General features: G+C 71.9%; 21 protein-coding genes. 8 read left to right on the top strand and 13 right to left on the bottom strand.

The genetic code is table 11. The features are described from left to right. Positions 1 to 102: 102 nt before the first annotated feature. The 3 genes from FHX81_RS32255 to FHX81_RS41455 all read left to right on the top strand — a co-directional run bounded on the left by FHX81_RS32255 (position 103) and on the right by FHX81_RS41455 (position 5,019). A complete protein-coding gene (locus FHX81_RS32255) occupies positions 103 to 3,531 on the top strand; it encodes a TM0106 family RecB-like putative nuclease (RefSeq protein WP_170232482.1) in 3,429 nt (1,142 codons plus the stop codon). Positions 3,532 to 3,602: 71 nt separating this feature from the next. After that, positions 3,603 to 4,151 (top strand): snapalysin family zinc-dependent metalloprotease, encoded by a 549-nt coding sequence (locus FHX81_RS32250; protein ID WP_141982277.1) that lies wholly within the window; start codon positions 3,603 to 3,605, stop codon positions 4,149 to 4,151. Between the two features lie 199 nt (positions 4,152 to 4,350). Next, positions 4,351 to 5,019: a hypothetical protein gene (locus FHX81_RS41455; protein WP_211363617.1), complete on the top strand. Its 669-nt coding sequence runs from the start codon at positions 4,351 to 4,353 to the stop codon at positions 5,017 to 5,019. 58 nt (positions 5,020 to 5,077) lie between these two features. Here FHX81_RS41455 and FHX81_RS32235 read toward each other — a convergent pair whose 3' ends face one another. From FHX81_RS32235 to FHX81_RS32210, 6 genes are all read right to left on the bottom strand, one after another. Next, positions 5,078 to 6,067, bottom strand: a complete 990-nt coding sequence (locus tag FHX81_RS32235) for a zinc-dependent alcohol dehydrogenase family protein (RefSeq protein WP_141982273.1) — start codon at positions 6,065 to 6,067, stop codon at positions 5,078 to 5,080. After that, positions 6,064 to 6,864, bottom strand: coding sequence for a carbohydrate ABC transporter permease (locus FHX81_RS32230; protein WP_246108075.1), 801 nt, complete (start codon positions 6,862 to 6,864; stop codon positions 6,064 to 6,066). The genes FHX81_RS32235 and FHX81_RS32230 overlap by 4 nt, the downstream gene beginning before the upstream one ends. Then, positions 6,861 to 7,799 (bottom strand): carbohydrate ABC transporter permease, encoded by a 939-nt coding sequence (locus FHX81_RS32225; RefSeq protein WP_425473898.1) that lies wholly within the window; start codon positions 7,797 to 7,799, stop codon positions 6,861 to 6,863. Before FHX81_RS32225 ends, FHX81_RS32230 begins: the two co-directional genes overlap by 4 nt. 40 nt (positions 7,800 to 7,839) lie before the next feature. Next, positions 7,840 to 9,183 carry an ABC transporter substrate-binding protein gene (locus FHX81_RS32220; RefSeq protein WP_141982269.1) on the bottom strand — a complete coding sequence of 448 codons (1,344 nt, stop codon included), beginning with the start codon at positions 9,181 to 9,183 and terminating at the stop codon, positions 7,840 to 7,842. Between the two features lie 70 nt (positions 9,184 to 9,253). Next, positions 9,254 to 10,015 (bottom strand): DeoR/GlpR family DNA-binding transcription regulator, encoded by a 762-nt coding sequence (locus tag FHX81_RS32215; protein WP_141982267.1) that lies wholly within the window; start codon positions 10,013 to 10,015, stop codon positions 9,254 to 9,256. Between the two features lie 322 nt (positions 10,016 to 10,337). Continuing rightward, positions 10,338 to 11,411: an alkene reductase gene (locus FHX81_RS32210; protein ID WP_141982265.1), complete on the bottom strand. Its 1,074-nt coding sequence runs from the start codon at positions 11,409 to 11,411 to the stop codon at positions 10,338 to 10,340. A 110-nt stretch (positions 11,412 to 11,521) separates the two neighbouring features. On the opposite strand from FHX81_RS32210, the gene FHX81_RS32205 reads away from it, so the two are divergent. After that, positions 11,522 to 12,025 carry a MarR family winged helix-turn-helix transcriptional regulator gene (locus FHX81_RS32205; protein ID WP_141982263.1) on the top strand — a complete coding sequence of 168 codons (504 nt, stop codon included), beginning with the start codon at positions 11,522 to 11,524 and terminating at the stop codon, positions 12,023 to 12,025. On the opposite strand, the gene FHX81_RS32200 is transcribed toward FHX81_RS32205, so the two are convergent. From FHX81_RS32200 to FHX81_RS32175, 6 genes are all read right to left on the bottom strand, one after another. Next, positions 12,009 to 13,529, bottom strand: coding sequence for a glycoside hydrolase family 13 protein (locus FHX81_RS32200; protein WP_141982261.1), 1,521 nt, complete (start codon positions 13,527 to 13,529; stop codon positions 12,009 to 12,011). The genes FHX81_RS32205 and FHX81_RS32200 overlap by 17 nt on opposite strands. Before the next feature lie 24 nt (positions 13,530 to 13,553). Beyond that, entirely contained in the window at positions 13,554 to 14,393 is an 840-nt protein-coding gene (locus FHX81_RS32195) for a carbohydrate ABC transporter permease (RefSeq protein WP_246108073.1), read from the bottom strand. Then, on the bottom strand, positions 14,390 to 15,259 hold the full coding sequence (locus FHX81_RS32190) for a carbohydrate ABC transporter permease (RefSeq protein WP_141982260.1): 870 nt from the start codon (positions 15,257 to 15,259) through the stop codon (positions 14,390 to 14,392). Before FHX81_RS32190 ends, FHX81_RS32195 begins: the two co-directional genes overlap by 4 nt. Beyond that, a complete protein-coding gene (locus FHX81_RS32185; RefSeq protein WP_141982258.1) occupies positions 15,259 to 16,617 on the bottom strand; it encodes an ABC transporter substrate-binding protein in 1,359 nt (452 codons plus the stop codon). The genes FHX81_RS32190 and FHX81_RS32185 overlap by 1 nt, the downstream gene beginning before the upstream one ends. Positions 16,618 to 16,944: 327 nt before the next feature. Then, positions 16,945 to 17,946: a LacI family DNA-binding transcriptional regulator gene (locus tag FHX81_RS32180; RefSeq protein ID WP_141982256.1), complete on the bottom strand. Its 1,002-nt coding sequence runs from the start codon at positions 17,944 to 17,946 to the stop codon at positions 16,945 to 16,947. Continuing rightward, positions 17,943 to 18,485: an enoyl-CoA hydratase/isomerase family protein gene (locus FHX81_RS32175; protein WP_170232243.1), complete on the bottom strand. Its 543-nt coding sequence runs from the start codon at positions 18,483 to 18,485 to the stop codon at positions 17,943 to 17,945. The genes FHX81_RS32180 and FHX81_RS32175 overlap by 4 nt, the downstream gene beginning before the upstream one ends. Positions 18,486 to 18,566: 81 nt before the next feature. On the opposite strand from FHX81_RS32175, the gene FHX81_RS32170 reads away from it, so the two are divergent. Continuing rightward, positions 18,567 to 19,109, top strand: coding sequence for a hypothetical protein (locus FHX81_RS32170; RefSeq protein WP_141982252.1), 543 nt, complete (start codon positions 18,567 to 18,569; stop codon positions 19,107 to 19,109). A gap of 9 nt (positions 19,110 to 19,118) precedes the next feature. Here FHX81_RS32170 and FHX81_RS32165 read toward each other — a convergent pair whose 3' ends face one another. Beyond that, the gene (locus FHX81_RS32165; protein WP_141982250.1) at positions 19,119 to 20,036 is read right to left on the bottom strand and encodes a LuxR C-terminal-related transcriptional regulator; all 918 of its coding nucleotides are present in this window, start codon (positions 20,034 to 20,036) and stop codon (positions 19,119 to 19,121) included. 217 nt (positions 20,037 to 20,253) lie between these two features. On the opposite strand from FHX81_RS32165, the gene FHX81_RS32160 reads away from it, so the two are divergent. The 3 genes from FHX81_RS32160 (at position 20,254) to FHX81_RS32150 (ending at position 25,352) form a co-directional block, all read left to right on the top strand. After that, positions 20,254 to 22,056 (top strand): S8 family peptidase, encoded by a 1,803-nt coding sequence (locus FHX81_RS32160; RefSeq protein ID WP_211363616.1) that lies wholly within the window; start codon positions 20,254 to 20,256, stop codon positions 22,054 to 22,056. Between the two features lie 249 nt (positions 22,057 to 22,305). After that, positions 22,306 to 25,143, top strand: a complete 2,838-nt coding sequence (locus tag FHX81_RS32155) for a type 2 lanthipeptide synthetase LanM family protein (protein ID WP_246108072.1) — start codon at positions 22,306 to 22,308, stop codon at positions 25,141 to 25,143. After that, positions 25,140 to 25,352, top strand: coding sequence for a hypothetical protein (locus FHX81_RS32150; protein ID WP_141982247.1), 213 nt, complete (start codon positions 25,140 to 25,142; stop codon positions 25,350 to 25,352). Before FHX81_RS32155 ends, FHX81_RS32150 begins: the two co-directional genes overlap by 4 nt. Positions 25,353 to 25,400 lie beyond the last annotated feature (48 nt).

Here is a 25,400-nt window from a genome sequence, read left to right as displayed (position 1 = left end):
CGTGGTGGAGGCCGCAGAACGGCGACTCGCCGGGCGCGGTCCGCGGGGTTGGCCCGGCCGGCCGCGATACTGCCCGCCATGCTCACCGCCGACGGCCACCTGGTGCACTCCCCGGCGGACCTGGTCGACCTGTTGGAGTGCGATCACCGGAGCAGGCTCTCGCTGGCGCTGGCCGTGGGGCTGCCCGGCGCGCCGACGCCCGACGCCCAGCCGAACACGCTCGCCACCCGGCACGGTCACGCGCACGAGCAGGCCGTCCTGGCCCGGTTCCGCGCCGAGCACGACGTGGTCGAGATCCCTCAACCGGCACCGGCGCACGAAGCGCTCACGCTGGCCGCCGCACAGACCGCGCGGGCGATCGAGGACCGCGCGCCGGTCATCTACCAGGCCGTCTTCTACGCCGACGGCTTCCACGGCCGCGCCGACTTCCTCGTCGCCACCGACCGGGGCTACGAGCCGCACGACGCCAAGCTCGCCCGGCACGCCACCCCGGCCGCCGTCGTCCAGCTCACCGCCTACGCCCACGCCCTCGGCCACCACGCCGGCCCCGCCATGCACCTCCGGCTCGGCGACGGCACCACCAAGACGTTCCAGGTCGCCGACTTCCTCCCGCTGGTCCGCGACCTCCGGACCCGCCTCACCGCCCGCCTCGCCGCGCCCGCCACCCTGCCCGGACGCCTGTGGGACGACGAACGCCCCGCCTGCGCCACCTGCCGCTTCGGCCGGCACTGCGCCACCGGCCGCGAAGCCGACCGCGACCTGTCCCTGGTCGCCGGCATACGCGCCGACCAGCGCCGCAAGCTCGCCGCCGCGGGCCTGGGCACCATCGACGCCCTGGCCAACGCCACCCGCGCCGACCGCCCCGCCACCATGTCGGCGGCCACGTTCACCGGTCTGCGCGCCCAGGCCGCGTTGCAGGTCATCCAGGACGACTCGCGCACCGACGACGACCCGATCGGCAAGGTCGCCTACGAGGTCGTCGCGCCGGAAGCCCTCGCCACCCTGCCCGTGCCCAGCCCCGGCGACCTGTTCTTCGACATGGAGGGCGACCCGTTCGCGCTCGACGGAGAGGGCCTGGAGTACCTGTTCGGCGTGGTCGACGCGACCGAGCGGTTCACGCCGTTCTGGGCGCACACCCGGCCGCAGGAGAAGGCCGCGTTCGAGCGGTTCGTCGACCACGCCACCCGCGCGTTGGAACAGCACCCGGAAGCGCACGTCTACCACTACGCGCCGTACGAGGTGAACGCGCTCAAGAAGCTCGCCGCCCTGCACGGCACGCGTGAGGACGCCGTCGACCACCTGCTGCGCTCCGGCGCGCTGGTCGACCTCTACGCCGTCGTGCGCAAGGCGCTGCGCGTGTCCCAGCGGTCGTACTCGATCAAGTACCTGGAGCCGCTCTACATGCCCGACGCTCGCGCGGGCGAGGTGACCACGGCCGTCTCCAGCATCGAGGCCTACGAGGAGTTCCTGGCGCTGCGCGACGTCGACCCGGCCCGCGCCGAGGACGTGCTCACCGGCATCGCCGACTACAACACCTACGACTGCGTCTCCACCCTGCGCCTCTACCGGTTCCTGCTGGAGGTGCGCGCGGAGGCGGGCATCGAGCCGCACGTGCCGGAGCCGTCGTTCGGCGAGGAGATCGAGGACGAGATCGCCGCCCAACGGCGGGCCGAACGCGCCGAACGCCTCGCCGCCGTGGTCGACCCGCTGCTGGAAGGCCTGCCGGACAACCCGGCGGAGGCCACCGACGACGAACGGGCGCGGGCGCTGCTCGCCGCCGCGGTCGGCTACCACCGGCGGGAGACGAACCCGGCGTGGTGGGACTTCTTCCGGCAGATGGCGGCGCCGTTGAGCGAGCTGGAGTCCGACAGCGCCTGCGCGGTGCCGGTGTCCGTGCGGGCGCAGGACTGGGCGATGCCGTCCGGCCGGGTCCGCAAGGCCAAGCGGGAGCTGCGGGTGTGGTGCGACCCCGACCGGCCGCACCCGTTCGCGAAGGGCGACCAGGTGCGGCTGCTCTACCCCGGCACGCCCGCCAACGTGACGCGGGACGCGGTGGTGCTCGCCGAGTCGGCCGAGGACATGGTGGTCCTGGAGAGCGTCGCCCCCGACGAGGTGCACGGCGAGCAGCCCCTCGCGGTGCTGCCCGGCAGCCCGGTCCGCCCCACGCCCAAGGACGAGGCGGTGTACGACCTGGCCCGGTCGGTCGTGGACGGGCTGCCCGCGCTCCCGCCGCACCCCGGCGTCGACCTGGTCCGCCGCACGCCGCCGCGGTTGAGGACCGGCGCGCTGCCCCGCGGCGACGACCTGATCGCCGACGTCATCGCGGCGGTGGACGCGCTGGACGGCTCCACGCTGGCCGTGCAGGGCCCGCCGGGCGCGGGCAAGACGTACCTGGCCGGCCGGCTGATCGCGCACCTGATCCGCGGCGGCCGCAGCGTCGGCGTGACGTCGACCAGCCACAAGGCGGTGGAGAACGTGCTGAGCGCGGCCCTGGCCGCGGGCCGTGAGCTGGGCGTGCCGATCCCGACCGCGAAGCGGGCCAAGGGCGCGCCCGCGAAGGACTGCGCGTGGGAGCAGCCGCGCGACAACCCGGCGCTGGTGCGGTGGCGCAACGACCAGGGTGCCGGGCACCTGGTCGGCGGCACGGCGTGGACGTTCGCCAACGCGGCACTGCGGGAGCAGCCGTTCGACGTGCTGATCGTGGACGAGGCCGGGCAGTTCGCGCTGGCCGACGCGCTGGCCGTGTCGACGTGCGCGCGCAACCTGGTGCTGCTGGGCGACCCGCAGCAGTTGCCGCAGGTGGTGCAGGGCACCCACCCGGCGGGCGCGGAGGCGTCCGCGCTGGGGCACCTGATCGGCGACGCGGACGTGATCGGGCCGGAGCTCGGCTACTTCCTGGACCAGACGCGGCGCATGCACCCGGCGGTGTGCGGACCGGTGTCCACCCTGTCCTACGCCGGTCTGCTGCACGCGCACCCGAGTGCGGCCGCGCGCGGGATCGACGGCGTGCCGTCGGGTGTGTACGTCCACTCGGTCTCCCACGCGCACAACACCACGTCGTCCATCGAGGAGGCGACGGCGGTGGTGGGCGTGGTCCGGTCGCTCATGGGTCGCATGTGGACGGACGGGCCGGACGCGCGGGCGTTGGACGATTCGGACGTCCTCGTGGTGGCGCCGTACAACCTCCAGGTGCGCCTGGTGCGGCGGGAGCTGGAGAAGCACGGCTACGAGCACGTCCGGGTCGGCACCGTGGACCGGTTCCAGGGCCAGGAGGCGCCCGTCGTGATCACCACGATGACGTCGTCGGCCGCCGTGGACCTGCCGCGCGGGCTGGACTTCCTGCTGTCGCGCAACAGGTTGAACGTCGCGCTGTCGCGGGCGCAGGCCGTGGCGGTCGTGGTGTGCTCGCCGCGGCTGGTGGAGGCCGACATCCGCGACGTCGACCAGCTCCGGCTGGTCTCGGGGATGATCGGCCTGATGTCCGACGCCCGCCGGTGGGACATCGACGGGGGCTATGGCCAAACCGTATGACGCGAGCCGTTCACCCGCTCTTAATGTCGTAACACACGAACACCTCCTCACCCTGCACCGAAGGAGATCGTGTGACGAAGAGAGTGCTGCGCCTGCTGTCCGGGGCGCTGTTCACGACGATCGCACTGGTGGGCACCGTCCTGGTCGGTCCGGCGTCGGCCGCGACCGCGCCGCCGACCGCCCTCGCCAGGACCGTCTACTACAGCGCCTCCGGCTACTCGGCGGAAGCCGACCAGGCCGCGCAGATCTGGAACTCGAGGGTGCCGAACGTGCGGATGGTCCGCGGCGGCAGCGCCACGATCCGGATCCACGCGACCACCGGCGGCGGTTCCCGGGCCTACCCCTGCGGGCTCGGGTGCGCCACGATCTACATCGATTCGCGGGACGTGGCGGCGGGCAACTCGGCGCTGCGGATCGTGGCCCACGAGATCGGGCACGGCCTCGGCCTGCCCGACACCTACAACGGCATCTGCTCGTACCTGATGTCGGGCGGCAGCGCGGGCACGTCCTGCCGCAACCCCTACCCGAACGCCCAGGAGGCGAACCGGGTCAACCAGCTCTTCGCGGGCGGCTTCGGCGTCTCGGCGGCGACGACGTCCGGCGTCTACGCGAGGGGCTGACCAGGCGGCGGGCGGGGTGGTGGCGGGTCGCACTCCCGGCCACCACCCCGCCCGCCGTCCTGTCGCGAGGATGAACCGTCCCGGTGACACACAGATCACGGAACCACGGTAAGTAGTTACCGAACCCTAGATCGTGTCGTTACCTACCACCCGATAGGGTGGCGCGGTTCTCCTTAGCCCTTCCCTCAGGAGCCCTCACATGCAGTTCGCCAGAGTCGGTGCCCTGGTCGGCGCCGCCGTCGCCGCCGTCGCCGCGACCGTCTTCGCCGCCGTCCCCGCCTCGGCGCACACGCCGAAGTTCACGCCGGGCTGCGACGGCGAGAAGAGCACGCTGACCGCCGACCTGCAGTACTACGACAAGCACCACACCAAGAAGAACCGGATCAAGATCACCCTCAACGGTGAGACGATCGAGGACACCACGTTCGACCAGAACTTCAAGCAGACCTACGTCCGCGACAGCAAGGTCGAACTGGTCTTCGCCTACGAGGTGCTGGCGTGGAACGACCCGATCGACGAGGTGAACGACAGGAACTGGTCCGTCCGCGGGACCGTCAAGGTCCCGTCGTGCGTGAAGACCACCACGACCACGACGACGACGACGACCACCACCACCACGGTGGCGACGACGACCGACGAGACCGAGCCCACGACCACCACCACGACGGTGGAGGCGACCACCTCCGAGTCGTCGGCGCCGGCCACCACGACCACGACGGCCGCGGCGGTCGTGCCGGTGGCCGACACCGGTGACGGCCTGGCCAACACGGGTGCGAGCATCGCGATCCCGCTGGTCATCGGCGTGGTCCTGCTGGGTGGCGGCGCGGCGCTGCTGATCGTGCTGCGCAAGCGCGCGGCCAACAACTAGCACCGAGCGGACCGGCCCCGGTCTCCCGCGACGGCGGGTGACCGGGGCCGGTCCGCGTTCAGGGCAGCACCTGGATCTTGCGCCCCTGCCCCGCCCGGAACCGCGACAGCGCCGAGGCGTAGTCCGCCAGCGGCAGGCGGTCGCTGATGAACACCTCCGGGTCGAGCACGCCCGCGGCGAACAGGTCGGCCGCGCGTTCGAACGAGTGCAGCACCGCCATCGACCCGGTGATGGTGATCTCCTGGTTGTAGATCCGGTACGGGTCGATGGTCACCCGCGCCGCGTAGTCGGACACGCCGAACTGCAGGAACGTGCCGCCCTTGGCGACCCGGCCCAGCCCGTCCTGGATCGCCTTCTCGTTGCCGGTCGCGTCGATCACGACGTCCCAACCCCGCGGCCGGTCCAGCTCGTCCGGCGACGTCGCGGTGGCCGTGACGCCGAGCAGCTCGGCCGTGGCCAGGCGGTCCGGGTTGAGGTCGACCACCTCGATCGACGACGCGCCGGTGAGCTTGCCGAGCTGCAGCATCATCAGGCCCATCGTGCCCGAGCCGTAGATGAGCACCCGGCTGGCCAACTGCGAGCGCAGCACGTCGTACCCGCGCACCGCGCACGACAGCGGCTCGATCAGCGCGGCGTCCTCGGTGCGCACGTGGTCGGGCAGCTTCACGCAGTTCGCCACCGGCGCGAGCGCGTACTCGGCCGCGCCACCCCCGGTCGTGACGCCGATGGCGGCCCACCGCTCGCACAGGTTGGCGCGCCCGGACCGGCACATGCGGCACTCGTGGCAGTACAGCGACGGGTCCACCGCGACCCGGTCGCCGACCGCGACTTCGGTGACGTCGGTCCCCACCTCGACGACCACGCCCGCGAACTCGTGCCCCGGCACGACCGGCAGCGTCGGCGCGAACTCGCCCTGCAGGATGTGCAGGTCCGTGCCGCACAGCCCGCACGCCGCGACGTCCACGACGACCTGCCGCGGACCGGGCGCCGGATCCGGCACCTCGGCCACCTCCACCGCGCCGACACCGGTGATCACGGCTGCTTTCACTTCACGGCTCCCAGAGACAGGCCCTGGACCAGCTTGTCCTGGGCGGCGAACCCGGCGACGAGCACCGGCAGCGACACCACCACGGCGGCGGCGCACACCTTGGCCAGGAACAGGCCCTGGCTGGTGACGAACCCGGTGAGGTGGACCGGCGCGGTGCCCGCCACCACACCGGTCAGCACGCGGGCGAACAGCAGCTCGTTCCAGCTGAAGATGAAGCAGATCAGCGAGGTCGCCGCGATGCCGGGCAGGGCGACCGGCGCGACGACCCGGCGCAGCGTGGTGACCAGGCCCGCACCGTCCAGCGCGGCGGCCTCCAGGATCTCGCCCGGCACCTCGGCCAGGAACGACCGCATCAGCCACACCGCGATCGGCAGGTTCATCGACGTGTAGAGCACGACCAGGAACGAGATGTTGTCGAGCATGCCGGTGTGTTGCGCGACCAGGTAGATCGGCAGCAGACCGGCCACGACCGGCAGCATCTTGGTGGACAGGAAGAAGAACAGCACGTCCGACCACTTCTCGACCTTCTTGATCGAGAGCGCGTACGCCGCCGGGACGGCCAGCAGCAGCACCAGCACCGTGGAGCCGATCGACGCGCTCATCGAGTTGATCAGCGGCGGCCACGGGTTCGAGTCGAAGAACTCGGCGTAGCCGTCGAACGTGATCGGCGCGGCCAGTGACGGCGGGTTGGTCGCCGCGTCCGGCTCGCTGTGCAGCGAGGTGAGCACCATCCACGCCACCGGCGCGAAGAACAGCAGGCCGGCGGCCCACGCGGCCAGTCCCAGGAGCCTGTTCACCCGCGCACCTCCTCGCGAAGCAGCGACGACACCACGCGCAGCGCGAACGTGGCGATGACGATCGAGCCGACCACCACGACCACGCCCGCCGCCGACGCCCGGCCGTAGTCGTGCGCCTGGTAGAAGGTCTGGTAGATCGTGTACGGCAGGTTGGCCGTGCCCAGGCCGCCGGAGGTGATGGTGAAGACGGCGTCGAAGTTCTGCACCACGTAGATCGAGCCGAGCAGCGCGCCCAGCTCCAGGTACTGCCGCAGGTGCGGCAGCGTGAGGTGGCGGAACACCTGCCACGACGTGGCGCCGTCGATGCGCGCGGCCTCCACCGCGTCCTGCGGGCGGCTCTGCAAGCCCGCCAGCAGGATCAGCATCATGAACGGCGTCCACTGCCACACCAGCGCCGCCTCGACCGCGAGCAGCGGCATGCCGCTGATCCACTCCGGCTGAGGCGCGTCGGCGCCGAACAACCACGTCAGCACACCGTTGAGCAGGCCGTACTCGGGGTTGTAGAGCGCGTGCTTCCACAGCAGCGCGGCGGCGACCGGCACCACCAGGAACGGCGCGATGAGCATCGTGCGCACCACGCCCCGCCCGGCGAACCCCCGGTCGAGCAGCAGCGCCAGCCCCAACCCGAGCGCGAGGCTGACCAGCACCACGGTCGCGGTGAGCAGGACCGTGACGCCGATGGCGCCGCGCAGGTCCGGGTCGGTGAACACGGCCGCGTAGTTGTCCAGGCCCGCGAACCCGCGGTTGGCCGGGTCCAGCGAGTTCCACCGCATCAGCGAGATCACCAGCGTGGCGACGAACGGCAGCTGGGTGACCACGATCGTGAAGATCAGCGCGGGCAGGAGCGGGGCGCGGCGGGCCCAGCGAGCCGCCGCCCCCAACCGCCGCGTCCGCGCGGGTGGCCCGGGTTCGGTCCGCGCCGGTGCTTCCCGCACGGCGGTCACCGGGTCCTCCCGATGGGGGTGGGGTTCGTCATCACTTCCCCCGGTACTTGGCGGCGACGGTCTCGGCCAGCGCCTGGCTCTCCTCCAGCGCGGCGTCCACCGTGGTGGAGCCCGCGATGGCGGCGCTGATCTTCTGCGACACCTGCGTGCCCAGGTCGGTGAACTCCGGGATGCCGACGAACTGGATGCCGCTCGCGGGCCGCTCCTGCACGCCGGGGTCGGTGGGCTTGGCGCCCGCGATGGCCGCCTCCGCCTGCTCGGCGAACGAGCCGCCCGCGGCCAGGTACTCGGGCCGCTGGTAGGTCGACTTCCGCTTGCCGTCGGGCAGCTTCGACCAGCCCAGCGTCTTGCCGACCAGCTCCTCGTAGCCCTTGCCGGACGCCCAGGACACGAACTTCCACGCGTTGTCGGCCCTCTTGCTTGCCTTCTGGATGCCGAACGCCCACGTGTACAGCCACGCCGAGCTGTCGGTCTTGACGACCGGCGCCTGGGCGAAGCCGAGCTTGCCCTTCACCGGCGAGTCCTCGGCCTCCAGCAGGCCGGCCGCGACCGTGGCGTCGTACCACATGGCGACCTTGCCCTGGGTCATGTTGTTCAGGCACTCGGCGAACCCGGCCTGCGGCGCGCCCGCCTCGCCGTGCGCCCGGACGAGGTCCACGTAGAACGTCGTGGCCTCCTTGAACTCCGGCGAGTCGAGCTGCGCCCGCCAGTCCTTGGTGAACCACGTGCCGCCGAACGTGTTGACCACCGTGGTCAGCGGCGCCATCAGCTGACCCCAACCGGGCTGGCCGCGCAGGCAGATGCCCTTCATGCCGGGCTGGGCGCCGTCGACCCGGGCGGCGATCTCGGCGACCTGCTGCCACGTCGGGTTCTCCGGCATGGTCAGGCCCTTGGCGTCCAGCACGTCCTTGCGGTACATGAGGAACGACGACTCGCCGTAGAACGGCTGCGCGTAGACCTTGCCGTCGGCGGCGGTGAGGGACTGGCGGATCGGTTCGAGGACGTCGTCCTGGTCGAAGCCGGTGTCCTTGGCGACGTAGTCGTCCAGCGGGGTGAGCCAGCCGTTCTTGGCGTAGATCGGCGTCTCGTAGTTGCTGATCGTGGCCACGTCGTACTGGCCCGCCTGGCTGGAGAAGTCCTGGCTGATCTTGTCGCGGACGTCGTTCTCGGGCAGCACGGTGAAGTTGACCGTGATGCCGGTGTCCTTGGTGAAGTTGTCCGCGGTGAGCTTCTGCAAGTCCTGCATCTGCGGGTTGTTCACCATCAGGACGTTGATCGAGTTCCCGGCGTCGCCGCCCCCGCCGCCCGCGCCGGCGCACGCCGTCGTGGCCAGGAGCACCGCGGCCAGCAGACCGCCATACCGCAATGACTTCATCGTCTTTGCCTTCCTCGGGGCGAGCGGGACCAGGCCCCCGGTGCTCCGGGGGCCCACGCGTGGATCGGGGTCAGGCCCGGACGACCTTCGGTCCGAGCAGGGCGTAGCGGTGCGCCTCGCCCGCGGGCAGCACGGAGTCGGTGACGATCGCCTCCAAGTCGGCGATGCCGCCGAACCGGTGGAAGCTCGACACGCCGAACTTCGTGTGCACGCCGACGAACACGCGGCGGCGGGCCGAGGCCAGTGCCTGCGCCTTGACCGCGCCCACCGCCGGGTCGGGCGTGGTCAGGCCGTGCTCGCGGGAGATGCCGTTCGCCCCGATGTAGGCCAGGTCGATCACCATCTCCGAGAGCATGCGGGTGGCCCAGTGGTCCACCGTCGCGAGCGTCCGGCCGCGCACCCGACCGCCGAGCAGCAGCACGGTCGCGGACGGCACCTCCGACAGCACGGCGGCGGTCGGCAGGGACGCGGTGATCACCGTCAACGGCCTGCCGGTGGGCAGCGCCTCGGCGACGAGCTGGGGCGTGTAACCCTCGTCGACGAACACGGTCTCCGCGTCACCGAGGCGGTCGGCGGCGGCTCGGGCGATCCGCCGCTTCTCCGGCACCATCGACGCGGACCGGAACTTGAGCCCGGTCTCGTAGCCCGCGCTCTCCACCGGGAACGCGCCGCCGTGCGTGCGGCGGACCAGGCCGTGCTCGTCGAGCAGGCGCAGGTCGCGCCGCACGGTCTCCTGCGCGACCTCCAGCTCGGCCGCGATCTCGGCCACGTCGACCCGGCCGTCCGCCCGGGCCCGGGCCAGGATGCGCCGCTTCCGCTCGTCCGCCCGCACGTCGCCTCCCTGCCCGGTCGGACCGTCGCTGCCCGTTCGGGCCGCGCCTAAAGGTCTAACACCACCGATTTGGTGTGGCCAGCGCCACAAGTGGGTGAACCTGGCCCGAGTTCCGCCCGCTTGACCTGACCGAACGCACACGTCGCGGTGGATCCGTGCCCGAACCGGCGTCACTTCCTGCCCGATCCCACTCCGCCCGCCCACGCCGAAGCCCCCGGGTTCCACAGAACCCGGGGGCCTTCCCACCAACGCGAGAGTCGAACACTCAGGTCTCGAGAGTCGAACGCCCAGGACCCCCGAATTCAACGCTCAGGACGGAACGTCACGCGTTCACGCTGGTCAACGCCGGGTAGTCGACGTAGCCCTTCTCGGTGCCGCCGAAGTACGTGGACGGGTCCGGCGTGTTGAACGGGCCGCCGGTGCGCAGCCGGGCGGGCAGGTCCGGGTTGGCCAGGAACAACGCGCCGAAGCTCAACGCGTCCGCGGTGCCGTCGTCCAGCAGCGGCAGGTGGTCCGGACCGGTGACGCCGTCGGGCGTGAACGGGTTGAGGATCACCGTCCCGGTGAAGCGCTTGCGCAGCTCCAGCGTCAACGCCCGCTCGCCGGACTCGCCGATGTGCAGGTAGGCCAGGCCGAACGGGTTGATCGCGTCGACCAGGGCCGGGTACACCTCGTCGGCCGACCCCTCGACGATGTCGTTGTACGAGGCGAACGGGGAGATCCGCAGGCCGACCCGCCGCCCGCCGATCGCCTCGGACGTCGCCCGCACCACCTCGACCACGAACCGGATGCGGTTCTCGACCGAGCCACCCCACTCGTCGGTGCGCAGGTTGGTGTTGTCGGCCAGGAACTGGTGCAGCAGGTAGCCGTTGGCGCCGTGCAGCTCGATCCCGTCGAACCCGGCCTCGACCGCGTTGCGGGCCGCGGTGGCGAAGTCGGCGATGGTGGCCTCCACCTCCGCCCCGGTCAGCTCACGCGGCGTCTCGAAGTCCACCATCCCCTCGCCGGCGAACAACTGCCCCGCGGGACGCACCGCCGACGCGCCCACGGGGTGCAGGTCGCCGGGCAGCAGGCTCGGGTGCCCGATCCGGCCGCCGTGCATGAGCTGCGCGAAGATCCGCCCGCCCGCCGCGTGCACCGCGTCCGTGACGCCGCGCCAGCCCTCCACCTGCTCGTCGCTGTGCAGACCGGGCGTGAACGGGTAGCCCTGCCCGATCACGGACGGCTGGATCCCCTCCGTGATGATCAACCCCGCACTGGCCCGCTGGGCGTAGTACTCGGCCATGACCGGCGTCGGCACGGTGTCGTACGCCCGGCTGCGGGTCATCGGCGACATCACGATCCGGTTGGGCAGCTCGGTGCCCGCCAGGTCCAGGGGCTCGAACGCGGTGCTCATGGCTTCCTCCAGGTTGCGCTCTTTATCTGCCCGAACAGTAATCCGAACTCGGATGATTCCCGTGCGCGAACGTGACAGCCATCACTCTCACCGCCAGCTAAACTCGAATCATGGCCAGGACAGGACAAAATCCCACGTCAGTGCCGGTTCCCCAGGTCGCAGAAGGTGGCCGGATCAGCCACGCGATCTTCCGCGTCGCCCGGCTGCACCGCCTCCTGGCGAGTCAGTTGCTCAGGCAGGCAGGTCTGCACCCAGGCCAGGAAATGGTGATGATGTACCTCTGGGACTGCGGCCCGCAGCGGTTGACCGACCTGTGCACCGTGCTCGGGGCGGACTCGCCGGCCATGACCAGGACGGTGCAGCGGCTGGAACGCGCCGGCTTCGTGCGCCGCTCCCCCGACCCCACCGACGGCCGCGCCGTGCTCGTCGAGCCGACCGCCGCGAGCCAGGCGCTGCGGCACGAGGTCGAGCGCATGTGGCGCGAGCTGGAAGAGGCCACCGTCGGCGACCTGGACGAAGACCAGCAGGCCGAGACCCTGGGGGTGCTCGGCCTGCTGGAGTGCAACCTGGCGGCGCGGACCCACCGGCCCGCGATGGTCAACGAGCGGGCCTGATCCAGACCGCGGTGTCCGGCGGCAGGGCGCCGTCCACCAGGGGCCCGCTGGCCAGCACCACGGCGTCGTGCGCGGGCAGCTTGACCGGCTCCGCGGACAGGTTGAGCACGCACGCGAAGTCCTCGCCGCGGGTGAACGCGACCACGTCCGGCCCGAGGTCCAGCCACGCCATCGTGCCGTCGCCCAGCGACGGCTCCGACCGCCGCAGCGCCAGCACGGCGCGGTAGTGCGCGAGCATCGAGTCGGGGTCACCGGTCTGCGCGGCCACCGACAACGACCGCCAGTGCGCCGGCCGCGGCAGCCACGACGGCCCGTCCTCGCCCCACGGGATCGGCACCCGGCACCCGTCCCGACCACGGTCGGTGTGGCCCGAGCGCACCCACACCGGGTCCTCGCGCAGCTCGTCGGGCAGGTCGTCGACCTCCTCCAGCCCCAACTCCTCCCCCTGGTAGACGTACACGCACCCGGGCAGCGCCGTGGTCAGCATGATCGCCGCACGCGCCCGCTTCACGCCCAGCTCCAGGTCCGTCGGCGTGAGGTGCTGCCGCCGTCCGAAGTCGAACGACGTGTCCTCCCGGCCCATCCGCGACACGTGCCGCGTCACGTCGTGGTTGGACAGCACCCACGTGGGCGGCGCGCCGACCGGCGCGTGCGCGGCCAGCGTGGCGTCGATGACCCGCCGCAGCTCACCGGGCTCCCACGGGCAGCACAGGAAGTCGAAGTTGAACGCCGAGTGCAGCTCGTCGGCCCGCAGGTAGCGGGCGAACCGCTCCGGGTCGGGCAGCCACATCTCGCCGACGAACACCCGCTCGTCCGGGTACTCGTCCAACACCTTCCGCCACGACCGGTAGATGTCGTGCACGCCGTCCTGGTCGGAGTACGGCAGCTCGGCGTCCGGCTTGGAGAAGTCCTTGACCAGGCCGTCGGCGACGTCGATGCGGAACCCGTCCACGCCCCGGTCCAGCCAGAACCGCAGGATCGACTCGAACTCGGCCCGCACCTCCGCGTTGGTCCAATTCAGGTCAGGCTGCTCCGGGCTGTACAGGTGCAGGTACCACGAGCCGTCCGGCGCCTGGCTCCACGCCGGCCCGCCGAACCGCGACCGCCAGTCGTTCGGCGGCCCGTCGCCCTCGTGGAACCAGAACCGGTCCCGCCCCCTGCCCGCCAACGCCTCCTGGAACCAGGGGTGCCGGTCGGAGCAGTGGTTGGGCACGATGTCGATGATCACCCGCAGGCCGACCGCGTGCGCCTCGCCGATCAGCTTCTCCGCCTCCACGAGCGTGCCGAACACCGGCTCGATGTCGCGGTAGTCGGCGACGTCGTAGCCGCCGTCCGCCAGCGGCGACGGGTACCAGGGACTGAGCCAGATCGCGTCCACACCCAACTCGGCGAGGTACGGGAGCTTCTGGCGCAGACCCGCCAGATCACCGATCCCGTCGCCGTTGCCGTCGGCGAAGCTGCGCGGGTACACCTGGTAGATGGCCGCACCGCGCCACCAGTTCATGTGGATCCTCCCTCGGTAGTGGCGTCAGCCCTTCACGCTGCCGGCGGTGAGTCCCGCCAGGACGTGCCGCTGGAACACCAGGAACAGTCCGATCATCGGCACGCTGGACAGCACGAGACCGGCCAGCAGCAGGTTGACCGGTGTGTCGGGGGCGAAGCGCTGCAACGCGACGCTGAGCGTCTGCCGCGCCGGGTCGGAGAACACGAGCAGCGGCCAGATGAAGTCCTTCCACGCGGCCACGACCGCGAAGATGGACACGACCGCGAGGATCGGCCTGGACAGCGGCAGCACGATCCGCCACAGCAGGGTGAACTGGCCCGCGCCGTCGATCCGCGCGGCTTCCAGCACCTCCGCCGGCAACTGGTCGAAGAACCGCTTGAGCAGGAACACCGTGAACGCGTTGGCGGCGCCCAGCAGCCACAGCGCCAGGGGGTTGTTGAGCAACCCGAGGTCGGAGATCGTGAGGTAGGTCGGGACCAGCAGCACCGCGGCGGGCATCATCAGGGTCAGCAGCATCATGCCGAGGATCCCCTTGCCCAGCACCGGTTTGAGCCGTGACAGCGCGTACGCCGCGGGCACGTCCACCGCGAGCTGCACCGCCCACACCCCCACCGCCACGACGATCGTGTTGAGGAAGTAGCGGCCGAGGTCCATCAGGTCCCACGCCTCGGCGTACGTGCCGGGCGTCCACGTCTCCGGCAGCACCGTCGGCGGCACGCGGGCCAGCTCCACGGCCGGTTTCATGGCCGACAGCACGACCCACACCAGCGGCACCACGAAGATCGCGGTCAGCACGACCGTCGTGACCGCCAGTGCGACGTGGTAGCCGGCCCGGTGACGTCCCGGCGCGATCAACGTCCTCACGCGTCCGCCTTCCGCGTCACCCGCAGGTACAGCGCGGTGAACGCGCCGAGCACCAGCAGCAGCAACAGGCTCAGGGCACTCGCCGTGCCGAAGTCGTTGTAGTAGAAGGCGTACCGGTACAGCAGGAGCAGCACGGTGACCGTGGAGTCCTCCGGACCGCCGCCGGTCATCACGTACGGCTCGGTGAACACCTGCATCGTCGCCACGACCTGCAGCAGCAGGAGGACCAGCAGCACGAACCGGGTCTGCGGCACGGTGACGTGCCACAGCCTGCGCAGCACGCCCGCGCCGTCCAGCTCGGCCGCTTCGTACAGGTCGCCCGGGATGCTCTGCAACGCGGCCAGGTAGATCAGCGTGGCCGTGCCCAGGTTCGCCCAGGTCGCCACGATCACCAGCGACAGCATCGACGTGTCGGCGCTGTCCAGCCACGCCGCGCCCTCCAGCCCGAGCCCGCGCAACGCGGTGTTGAGCAGGCCCGGACCGGGGTCGTACATCCACTTCCAGATCAACGCGGCCACCACCGGCGGCAGCATCACGGGCAGGTACACGATGAGCCGGAAGTACGCCTTGAAGTGCCGCAGCTCGTTGAGCACGACCGCGAGCAGGAACGGCACCACGAAGCCGAACACCAGCGCCAGCGCGGTGAACAGCAGGGTGTTGCGCCACGCCGTGGCGAACAGGGGGTCGGCGAAGAGTCGTTCGAAGTTCTCCCAGCCGACCCACGCGGGGTCGGTGACGAAGTCGACCTGCTGGAAGCCCAGCACGGCCCCGCGCGCGATGGGGTACCAGGAGAACACCGCGAAGCAGACCAGCGCGGCGGACAGGAACCCGTACGCGGCCAGGTTCTCCGCGACGCGGCGGCGCATCACTTGACCTGGGCCAGGACGGGGTTCACCTTGGCTTCCGCGTCGGCCAGCAACTGGCTGACGTCCGCGTCGCGGTTGGTGAGCACGGCCTGCATGACGTTGTCCAGGATCGCGTACACCTGCTGGGCGTTCGGCGGCTCGATCTGCCCCTTCGGCGTGGCGTCCACGTAGGACTGGAAGTTCGCCACCGGCACCGTGGCCAGGCTCGCCTTCAGCTGGGACTGCTTGGCGGCGATGTCACCGGTCCACACGTCCGCGACCGGCGGCACGGGCAGGCCGATCGGCTGGCCCTGCTCCTTGTACCGCTTGAGGTTCTTCTCGAACCGGTCGGGGTTGAGGAACTTCCACTGGATCCACTTCAGGCCCGCCTTGATCTTCTCCGGCGACGCCTTCGGGTTGAGCATGTAGCCCTCGCCGCCGATGAGCGTGCCCTCGCCGTCCGGGATGCCGGTGAGGCCGTAGTTCGCGTAGTCGCCCTTGAACTGGTTGACCAGGGTCGGCACGTTGTCCGGCGCGGCCAGGTACATGCCGAGCTGGCCCGCGCCCATCATCTGCTGGACGTCCTCGATCACCAGGAGCTGCTTCTCGCCCATGGTGTTGTCGGTCCAGCGCATGTCCTTGAGGTGCTGGAGGACTTCGCGGCCCTTGTCGTTGTTGAAGTCGGCGACCCACTTGTCGCCGTCCTGGCGGGCGATCCGGCCGCCGACCGAGTACATCCACGCGGTGAAGTGCCAACCGCCCTGGTTGTTCTTGCTGTACTCGGCGAAGCCGACCTTGCCGTCACCCAGCGCGGTGATCTTCTTGGCGGCCTCGCGGACCTCGTCCCAGGTCTTCGGCGGCTGGTCGGGGTTCAGGCCGGCCTGGGTGAACAGGGCGCGGTTGTAGAGCAGGCCCATGGAGTAGTTGGCGGTGGGGACGCCGTAGACCTTGCCGTCCTTGCTGAAGACGTCGCGCAGCTCGGGGCGGATGGCGTCGTAGTGCGGCACGTCCTTGACGTACTCGGTGATGTCCGCGGCCTGTCGGCGGGCGATGAGGTTGGCCGGGTCGGTGAAGTAGGCGTAGAAGACGTCCTCGAGCTGGCCGCCGGCGAGCTTCGCGGAGAACGTCTTGGGGTCCATGAACCCCTCGTGCGGCTCGATGTCGATGTCGGGGTTCGCGGCCTCGAACTCGGCCACGTCCTCGTCGAAGACCTTGCGGTCGAACGGCTGGGTCTGCGGCGGCTGGCCGTTGACCGAGATCGTGACCTTGCCGCCGGCGGACGTGCCGCCGTCACCGGCTTGCGAGCACGCGACGGCGGTGAGGCTCAGGCTGCCTGCCAGCAGCAGCCCCGCCGCTCTGCGGAGGCTGAGTGAGTTCATGGGGGCGGACCCTCCTCGGGAGTGGTGTGGCGCACACGCTAAATCGCCCCATCACCGTCCCGCAAGATGTCTACGAAAATTCGCAACTTCCCGACATCTCGTCGTAAGCCCACACCCCGCGAGTCGAACGTTCAGGTCCCGAGTGTCGAACCTCCGCGTCCCGAGTGTCGAACGCTCAGGACCCCCGAGTTCAACGCTCACGACGGCCGGGGCACGGTCGCGAACGTCGAACTCGGGGGTCCTGAAGGTTCGACTCGGGGGTCCTGAAGGTTCGACTCGGTGGTCCTGAGCGTTCGACACTCGGGACCTGAGCGTTCGACTCTCGGGTTAGCGGGGGGCGGGGGCGGTGGAGGAGCGGACGACCAGCTCGGGTTCGAAGAGGAGTTCCTCGTCGGGGACCGGGGTGCCGGAGATCTGGTTGGCCAGCAGCTCGACGGCCGCGCGGCCCATCGCCTCGATCGGCTGGCGGACCGTGGTCAACGGCGGTTCGGTGCACGTCATGAGCGGTGAATCGTCGTAACCCACCACGGAGACGTCGTGCGGCACCTTGAGCCCGTGCCGCCGCACGGCGCGCACCGCGCCCAACGCCAGCGGGTCGGACGCGCACAGGATCGCGGTCACGCCCCGGTGCAGCAGCCGGGTGGCGGCGGCCTGCCCGCCCTCCAGCGAGAACATCGCGTGCTCCTCGAACAGCTCCACCCCCGCCGCGCCCGCGCACGACGTCAACGCGGTGAGCTTGCGCCGCGACGGCATGTGGTCCGACGGGCCGAGCACCGCCCCGATCCGGACGTGCCCCAGCGCCACCAGGTGCCCGAACGCCTGCTCGACCGCCACCGCGTCGTCGCACGACACGCGCGGGAACCCGAGGTCCTCTATCGCGGCGTTCACCAGCACCGCCGGCAGCTTGCGCCGCGTCATCTGCCGGTAGTGCTCGTGCGACGCGTCGGCCTGCGCGTACTGCCCGCCGGCGAACACGACCCCCGACACGTGCTGCTCGAACAGCAGCTCCAGGTAGTCCGCCTCGGTCACGCCGCCGGCCGTGCGGGTGCACAGCACCGGCGTGAAGCCGCGCTGCGCCAGCGCGTTGCCGACCACGTCGGCGAACGCGGGGAAGATCGGGTTCTGCAGCTCCGGCAGCACCAGGCCGACCAGCCTCGCCCGCTCGCCGCGCAGCTGCGTCGGCCGTTCGTACCCCAGCACGTCCAGCGCGGTGAGCACGGCCGAGCGCGTCGCGTCGGACACACCGGGCTTGCCGTTGAGCACCCGGCTGACCGTCGCCTCGCTCACGCCGACCTTCGCGGCCACTTCCGCCAACCGCCGTTGCGTCATGGAGCAACTATACGGCAGGATTTACGTCCCGCTTGCGTTGACTTGCACTCGTTTGCGAGTTCGAGTGCGGTCCTGAGCACCGCCGACGGCGGCACGACGCGGTCCACCAGCCCGGTCCGCAACGCCTCGTCGGCGGTCACGCGCCGTGCCACCAACACCTGACCGCCGGTCACCCGGCTGTCGGTCACCCAGCCGAGTGCGGCGTCGGACGACAACACCCGCAGGTCGCACGCCATCGCCAGCTCGGCCACCTCGCCGTACGGGCTGCCGCCGATCGCCGCGACCACCGGCACGGGCAGGTTCGCCACCTCGTCCCGCACCCCGCGCACCGCCGCCGCGAGCGCCTCCCGCTCCGCCGCCGACACCCGGACCAGCCGTTTGATGTCGATCGAGCACAGCCCGGCGTCCACCGGCAGCACGACGGCCCGAGCACCGGCCGCCATCGGCAGCAGCGCGCGGAGGTCGGGCAGCACGGTGTCCGACGGCTCGCCGATCCGGATGACCGCGATCCCGCCGGAGACATCGAGTGAGACGGTCATGAGGCGGACATCGTGGCCGACGATTCCCCCGTTTGTCATGTTCCACCCCACTATCGGGTGATGACGGGGTACAAATCCCCTGTGAAGCGGTGGGTGGTGGCGGTGGCGCTGGTCGGGCTGACCGGGTGCGCGGTGCCCGTGACGGGGCAGCCGACGGCCGGCCCGGTGTCGTCCGGCGGGGCGGACGCCGAGGTCGTGCGCTGGGTGAACAACTTCTGCGGCGTGGCGAAGTACATGGTCGCCTCGGGCGGGGTCCAGTTCGACCAGACGCAGACCGACCCGGCCGAGGCCAAGAAGGCGATCAGCGACTCGCTCGGCCGGGTGGTCGACGTGCTCGACGTCGTGCTGCACGACCTCGGCGAGCTGACCCCCGCGCCGAACCCCGCCGCCGACACCGCGGTCGAGGTGATCAGCGAGCCGCTGGGCCGGGCGCGGGACAAGTTCGTCTCGGCGAAGGCGACCGTGGACGACGCGCCGGAGATGACCACCGACATCTTCTCCACCGTCATCCAGGACATGACCGAGGCGGTCACCGTGATGAACGAGGCGGTGGAGAAGATGGCCGTGGTCTCGCTGCCCGACGACTTCCGCGCCGCCGCCGGCCAAGCCGAGAACTGCGCCTGACGCCAGGGGCTACAACCAGCCGCGGCGCATGGCCTGGACACCGGCCTGGAACCTCGTCCGCGCGCCGCACCGGTCCATCAGCTGCCGCACCCGCCGCTGCACGGTGCGCGGGCCGAGGCCCAGGTGGCGGGCGATGCTCTCGTCGGTCAACCCGGCCGCGAGCAGCGCCAGCAACCGGGTGTCGACCTCGCCGCCGGACCCGCGCGGGCTGAACGGGATCGCGTTGTCCCAGTACAGGTCGAACATGGACACGAGCACGTCCAGCAGCGGTGACGGGCGGATCAGCAGCACCTGGTCCACCGCGCCCCGCACCGCCACCGGCAGCACGGCCACCCGCGCGTCCACCACGCCGAGCTTGAACGGCAGGGTCGGCGTCACCCGGGCCCGCTCCCCCGACGCGACCAGCTCGCCGATCTCGGCCAGCCGCCCCGGCAGCTCCACGCTCGACCGGTCGTAGATGACGCGCCACTGCACGTGCCGCCGCCGCGTGTCGACCTCCAGCCCGGTGTGCTCCTCGACCGGTGAGAGGTACGGCGGCTGGTCGAGCACGCACACCTCGGTCCGCGCGCCGGCCAGCAGCGCCCGCCACACGTCGCGCACCGCGCCCGCGCCGTTGACCACCTCGACCATCGACGTGTCGTGGTGCTGCTCGGCCCGGTTGCGCAGGTAGGCCTCCATCAGCGGGGCCGCCTCGGCCCGCGCCCGCCGGTGCCCGTCCTCGCGGGCGGCGATCAGCACCTCCACCGCGAGGTCCGGCGGCACGGCCTGCCACACGTCGTCGGCGAGCCGCTGCACCACCCCCAGCCGCACGAGCTCCCCGAGCACGCCGGGTGACGTCCCGGCCTCCGCCGCGGTGCACGACCCGGTGCGGACCAATCGCTCGTAGACACGCGCCTGCTCGGCGGAGACACCCAGGTGTTCGAACACCCGCACATTGTCCCCGTTTCGACCGAACAGCCCGTTCGACGTGGACCGTTCGGCCCAATCCGCTGACGGGAACACGTCAGTGTCGCGAAACTGCCGCGTTCCGACTCTGGGCCAATCCCCGCCTTCCTGCCTACCTTTCACGCACTTCGCAGCCGTTTCAGACCCCTGATGCCCTCGACGGCAGGCGAAGTCCCTGCAGTCGGAAGGAACCACCCCTGTGAACGGATTGCGACGCGCCGCGCTGTGCGCGACGGCCGTCTCGGCCGCGCTGCTGTCCGGCGTGACCGCGGCGACCGCCGAGCCCGCGGCGCCCCCGGCCCCGGCCGACGCCCGCCCGTACGAGCGGCTGATCGTCGGCTACAAGGCAGGCGCCGCGGAGGCGAGCTCGGACACCGCCGCCGCCCAGGACGCCGAGGCCAAGGGCGACCGGGTCGGCCGGGACCTCAGCCTCCGCCGCCGGCTGGGCACCGGCGCCACCGTGGTCGACCTCGGCACCACCGACCGGGCGGCGGCGGCGAAGGCGATCGAGGAGTTCCGGGCCGACCCCGACGTGGCCTACGTCGAGCCGGACCTGATGATGCAGCCGCTGGCGGACCCGAATGACACCGACTACGCCAAGCAGTGGGACCTGTTCGAGGCCACCGCGGGCATGAACGTGCCCGGCGCGTGGGGCACGGCCACCGGGCAGGGCGTCACGGTCGCGGTGCTCGACACCGGTTACGTCGCGCACTCGGACCTGGCGGGCAAGGTCGTCGCGGGCTACGACTTCGTCTCCGACGCCTCCCGGGCGCGCGACGGCAACGGCCGCGACTCGAACCCGGCCGACAACGGCGACTGGATGAAGGCGGGCGACTGCGGCACCGACCTGTTCGGCAACCCCGTGCCGCCGAAGGACCAGAACTCGAGCTGGCACGGCACGCACGTGGCGGGCACGATCGGCGCGGCCACGAACAACGCCAAGGGCGTCGCCGGCATCGCCTACGACGCGAAGATCCAGCCGATCCGCGTGCTCGCGCAGTGCGGCGGCAGCACGTCCGACATCGCCGACGCCATCGTGTGGGCGTCCGGCGGCACGGTGTCCGGCGTGCCCTCGAACCCCACGCCGGCCAAGGTGGTCAACATGAGCCTGGGCGGCCAGTCCGCGTGCTCCTCGACCTACCAGAACGCGATCAACTCGGCGGTCGGCCGCGGCACGACGGTCGTCGTCGCGGCGGGCAACTCGAACGCCGACGTCTCCGGTTTCACGCCGGCGAGCTGCAACAACGTCATCGCGGTGGCGGCGAGCAGCCGTGAGGGCAACCGGGCGTACTACTCGAACTACGGCGCCAAGGTCGACATCGCGGCGCCCGGCGGCGAGACCCGGCGCGCCACCGACACGCCGGGCACGATCACCACGCCGCAGAACGGCATCCTCTCCACGCTGAACGCGGGCACGACCACCGCCGGCGCGGAGTCCTACGCGCCGTACCAGGGCACCAGCATGGCCGCGCCGCACGTCGCCGGCCTGGCCGCGCTGCTCGCCCAGGCCAACGCGGCGCTGACCCCGGCCCAGGTCGAGGCGCTGATCAAGAACAACGCCCGCCCGCTGGCCGGCACCTGCACCGGCGGGTGCGGCGCGGGGCTCGCCGACGCGGCGAAGGCGGTCGCGGCGGCCGGTGGCGGCACCACGCCGCCGACCGGCACGTTCGAGAACGCGACGGACGTGCGGATCGTGGACCGCGGCACGGTGACGTCCGACATCGCGGTGACCGGCCGGACCGGCAACGCGCCGGCCACGCTGAAGGTCGGTGTCGACATCAAGCACACCTACCGCGGCGACCTGGTGGTCGACCTGGTCGCGCCGGACGGCACGGCGTACCGGCTGAAGGGCTCGTCGTCGAGCGACAGCGCGGACAACGTGGTCGCCACCTACACCGTGAACGCCTCGGCCGAGGTCGCCGACGGCACCTGGAAGCTCCGCGTCCAGGACGTGTACTCCGGTGACACCGGCTACATCGACGTCTGGAACCTGACCTTCTAGGCCCTGCCGAGAGGGTCGTCCGGTGCCCGGTCCCGCCTGCACGGGGCCGGGCACCACGCCGTTCACCGTCCCGTCATCCCGGCGGTGACCTGCGGCGAAGCGGTTCACCGCACATGTGCGGTCTCGTCGGGGTCCGCGCGCAAATCTGGGGGCACGGCCCCCATGTGCGGCACCGGGCCCCCATGACACGTTGTCGGCGTGATTCCCTCCGCCGTGGAACGGCCGCCAGCGACGTGGTGGCACAGCGGCGTGCGCGGGAACACCCAGGAGCTGGTCGTCCCCCGTGGACGGCCCTCATGGGCCGCGTTCGTGGAACGCGCCACCACGACCGCGGCCCGTGCAGACTTCGCCGGCGGCAGCTGGGACGAGGCGTTCGCGTTCGCGCTGAGACCCCTGGTGCGCGCGGCCACGGCGCTCGACCCGCGGCTGGACGCCGACTTCGCCCGCGCGCTGGGCAAGCGGCTGGTCCGGATCGCGGCTCGCACCCTGGTGCTGGAGCTGAACCTCGACCGGGTCGGCGGCCGGCTCGTCGGCGACACGCCGCAGGAGCGGTTCGCCGACTTCGTCCGGCACGTGGACCTGCCCGCGCTGTTCGCCCGGTACCCGGTGCTGGCCCGGCTGCTCGGCCAGGCCTGCCTGCACTCCGTGGACGCGCACCGCGAGCTGCTGGACCGCTTCACCGCGGACCGGGCGGAGATCGTGCGGACCCTGCTCGACGGCCGCGACCCCGGCGCGCTCGCGCACGTGGAGACCGGCCGGGGCGACCCGCACGCGCGGGGCCGCTCGGTGGCCGTCCTGACCTTCACCGACGGCCGCCGGGTGGTCTACAAGCCGCGGCCGGTCGCGCTGCACCGGGCGTTCGCCGACCTGGTCACGTGGTTCGACGGGCACACCGGCCTGGACCTGCGGCTGCCGCGCCTGCTGGCCCGCCCCGGGCACGGGTGGCTGGAGTTCGTCGAGCACCGCCCGTGCGCGGACGTCACCGAGGTCGGCCGGTTCTACCAGCGGCTGGGCGCGCTGATCGCGCTGCTGTACGCGGTGGACGGCACCGACATGCACTACGAGAACCTGATCGCGGCGGGCGATCAGCCGGTGCTGGTGGACCTGGAGACCCTGTTCCACCCCACCCTGGGCGCGCCGACCGACCCGGCGGTCCGGGCCCTGGCGCGGTCCGTGCACCGCACCGCCGTGCTGCCGCGCGTGCTGCTGGGCGAGCACGGCGCGCTGGACGTCGGCGGCCTGGGCGGTGACCACGGCGACCGGCCGCCCGTCGACGGCGTGGCGTGGCTGGACCCCGGCACCGACCGGATGCGGCTGGTGCGCAGGCCCGCGCCGATGCCCCCGGCGCAGAACCGGCCCGTGGTGGACGGTCGCGACGCCGAGCCCGCCGACTACCAGGGCGCGCTGCTGGCCGGTTTCCGGATCGGCTACGACGCCCTGTGCTACCACCGCGCCGAGCTGCTCGGCCCGGACGGGCTGCTGAGCCGCTTCGCCGACCTGCCGGTGCGGTTCGTGCCGCGGATGACCCAGCTGTACTCGACGTTGCTGGACGAGTCGACGCACCCGGACGCGCTGCGCGGCGCGTCGGCCCGCCAGGACGTGCTCGACCTGCTGTGGGACGGCGCGGGCGACGACGACGTGACACGTGCACTGGTGCCGCACGAGATGCGCGACCTGTGGGCGGGCGACGTGCCGCTGTTCACCACCCGGCCGGGCAGCCGCGACGTGGTCACCTCGACCGGGCAGCGGCTGCCGGACCTGCTGCCGTGCTCCGCGCTGGACGCCGTCACGGCCAAGGTCGCCGCGCTGGACGAGGTGGACAAGCACGACCAGCAGTGGCTGATCAGCGCCGGGCTGGCGAGCAGGCCGCGCCCGGTGGAGCACCGCACGGGCCGGGGCGTGGCCGCGCCGGTGGAAGCCGGCGTGCCGGACCCGCAACGCCTGCTGGTCGCCGCCTGCGGCATCGCCGACGAGGTGCTGGCGCACGCCACGACCGCCGACGGCCGGGTCAACTGGGTGGGCCTGGAGCTGGTGGACGACCGTCACTGGGCGGTCGCGCCGATGGGCGCCGGACTGTCCAACGGCTACACCGGCGTCGCGCTGTTCCTCGCCCAACTGGGCCGGCTCACCGGTGCCTCCCGCTACACCGAGTACGCGCGGGACGCGCTGCGGCCGATCCCCGGCCTGCTGACCGCGTTCGCCGAGGACGGTGAGCGGGCGGCGGCCGTGGGCAGCGGCGGGTTCCACGGGCTGGGCGGCATCTGCTACGCGCTGGCCCGGATGGCGAACCTGCTGGACGACGGCGAGATCACCGGCTGGCTGCGCACCGCGGTCGACGTCGCGGCCGCCGTCGAAGCGGCCGGCGAGGACCCGGCCAACGTGGTCGAGGGCTGGGCGGGCGGCCTGGCCGCCATGCTGGCGGTGCGGGCGGAGAGCGGCCTGCCCGCCGCCTCGGCGCTCGCCCGCGCGTACGCCGACCGGCTCCTCGCGGCCACCCCCGGCGGCGACGGCTTCGCCCGCGGCCGGGCGGGCGTCGGCTGGGCGTTGCTGCGCTACGCGCGGACCGTCCGCGACGACCGCTACGGTGTGGTCGGCCGGGCCAACCTGCGGGCCGACCACGCGTTGCGGCAACGGCTGCTCGACGTGGCCGAAGCCGACCACAGTTGGTGCTCCGGGTTGTCCGGCGCGGTGCTCGCGCACTGCGCCCACCCCGACCAGCCGGTCGACGCGCACACCCTGCACGTCGACCGGTGCACGAACGCCTTGGCGGTGCACGAACCCCTGCGGGACCTGAGCCTGTGCCACGGTGAGCTGGGCGTGATCGAGGCCTTGACCGTGCTCGCCGAACGCGGGCACGGCCTGGCACCGGCCATGCAGACCCGGCGCGCGGGGCTGGTCCTCGGCGCGCTGGACCAGTACGGGGCGCGCTGCGGCACGCCCGGTGGCGTGCCGTCGGCCGGCCTGCTCACCGGGCTGTCCGGCATCGGGTACGGCTTGCTCCGCCTCGGTTTCCCCGAGCAGGTGCCTTCGGTGCTCCTGCTCGGGTCCACGCACGACACCCACCCCATCGAGGAGAACACCCCATGAGCAACGCCAACCGCGACGAGGTCACCACCTGGAGCGCCGACCAGGACGGCGACCACCCCGCCGGGGAGATGGCGCTGTCCCGCAAGGCCAAGGCAGGGGCCCGCGCCCGCGCGCTGGCCGGCCTGACGCTGGCCGTCGGCGCGTACGCCGCCGTCACCGTGAGCGAAGGCACCATGACCACGGTGAGCGCGCCCGGCCTGCCCCTGTAACCGGCTCGCACCGCCGCCGAACTGCCCGCCCGCACTGGGGGTGCGGGC

It is taken from the genome of Saccharothrix saharensis (genome assembly GCF_006716745.1).
Lineage (GTDB): Bacteria > Actinomycetota > Actinomycetes > Mycobacteriales > Pseudonocardiaceae > Actinosynnema > Actinosynnema saharense.
This window is presented reverse-complemented; position numbering and strand designations above follow the sequence as displayed.

Coding starts and splice junctions, on each gene's coding strand:
- FHX81_RS41455 (WP_211363617.1), top strand. CDS start 4,351: ATGCAGTTCGCCAGAGTCGGTGCCCTGGTCGGCGCCGCCGTCGCCGCC.
- FHX81_RS32220 (WP_141982269.1), bottom strand. CDS start 9,183: ATGAAGTCATTGCGGTATGGCGGTCTGCTGGCCGCGGTGCTCCTGGCC.
- FHX81_RS32210 (WP_141982265.1), bottom strand. CDS start 11,411: ATGAGCACCGCGTTCGAGCCCCTGGACCTGGCGGGCACCGAGCTGCCC.
- FHX81_RS32205 (WP_141982263.1), top strand. CDS start 11,522: ATGGCCAGGACAGGACAAAATCCCACGTCAGTGCCGGTTCCCCAGGTC.
- FHX81_RS32200 (WP_141982261.1), bottom strand. CDS start 13,529: ATGAACTGGTGGCGCGGTGCGGCCATCTACCAGGTGTACCCGCGCAGC.
- FHX81_RS32190 (WP_141982260.1), bottom strand. CDS start 15,259: ATGCGCCGCCGCGTCGCGGAGAACCTGGCCGCGTACGGGTTCCTGTCC.
- FHX81_RS32185 (WP_141982258.1), bottom strand. CDS start 16,617: ATGAACTCACTCAGCCTCCGCAGAGCGGCGGGGCTGCTGCTGGCAGGC.
- FHX81_RS32180 (WP_141982256.1), bottom strand. CDS start 17,946: ATGACGCAACGGCGGTTGGCGGAAGTGGCCGCGAAGGTCGGCGTGAGC.
- FHX81_RS32175 (WP_170232243.1), bottom strand. CDS start 18,485: ATGACCGTCTCACTCGATGTCTCCGGCGGGATCGCGGTCATCCGGATC.
- FHX81_RS32150 (WP_141982247.1), top strand. CDS start 25,140: ATGAGCAACGCCAACCGCGACGAGGTCACCACCTGGAGCGCCGACCAG.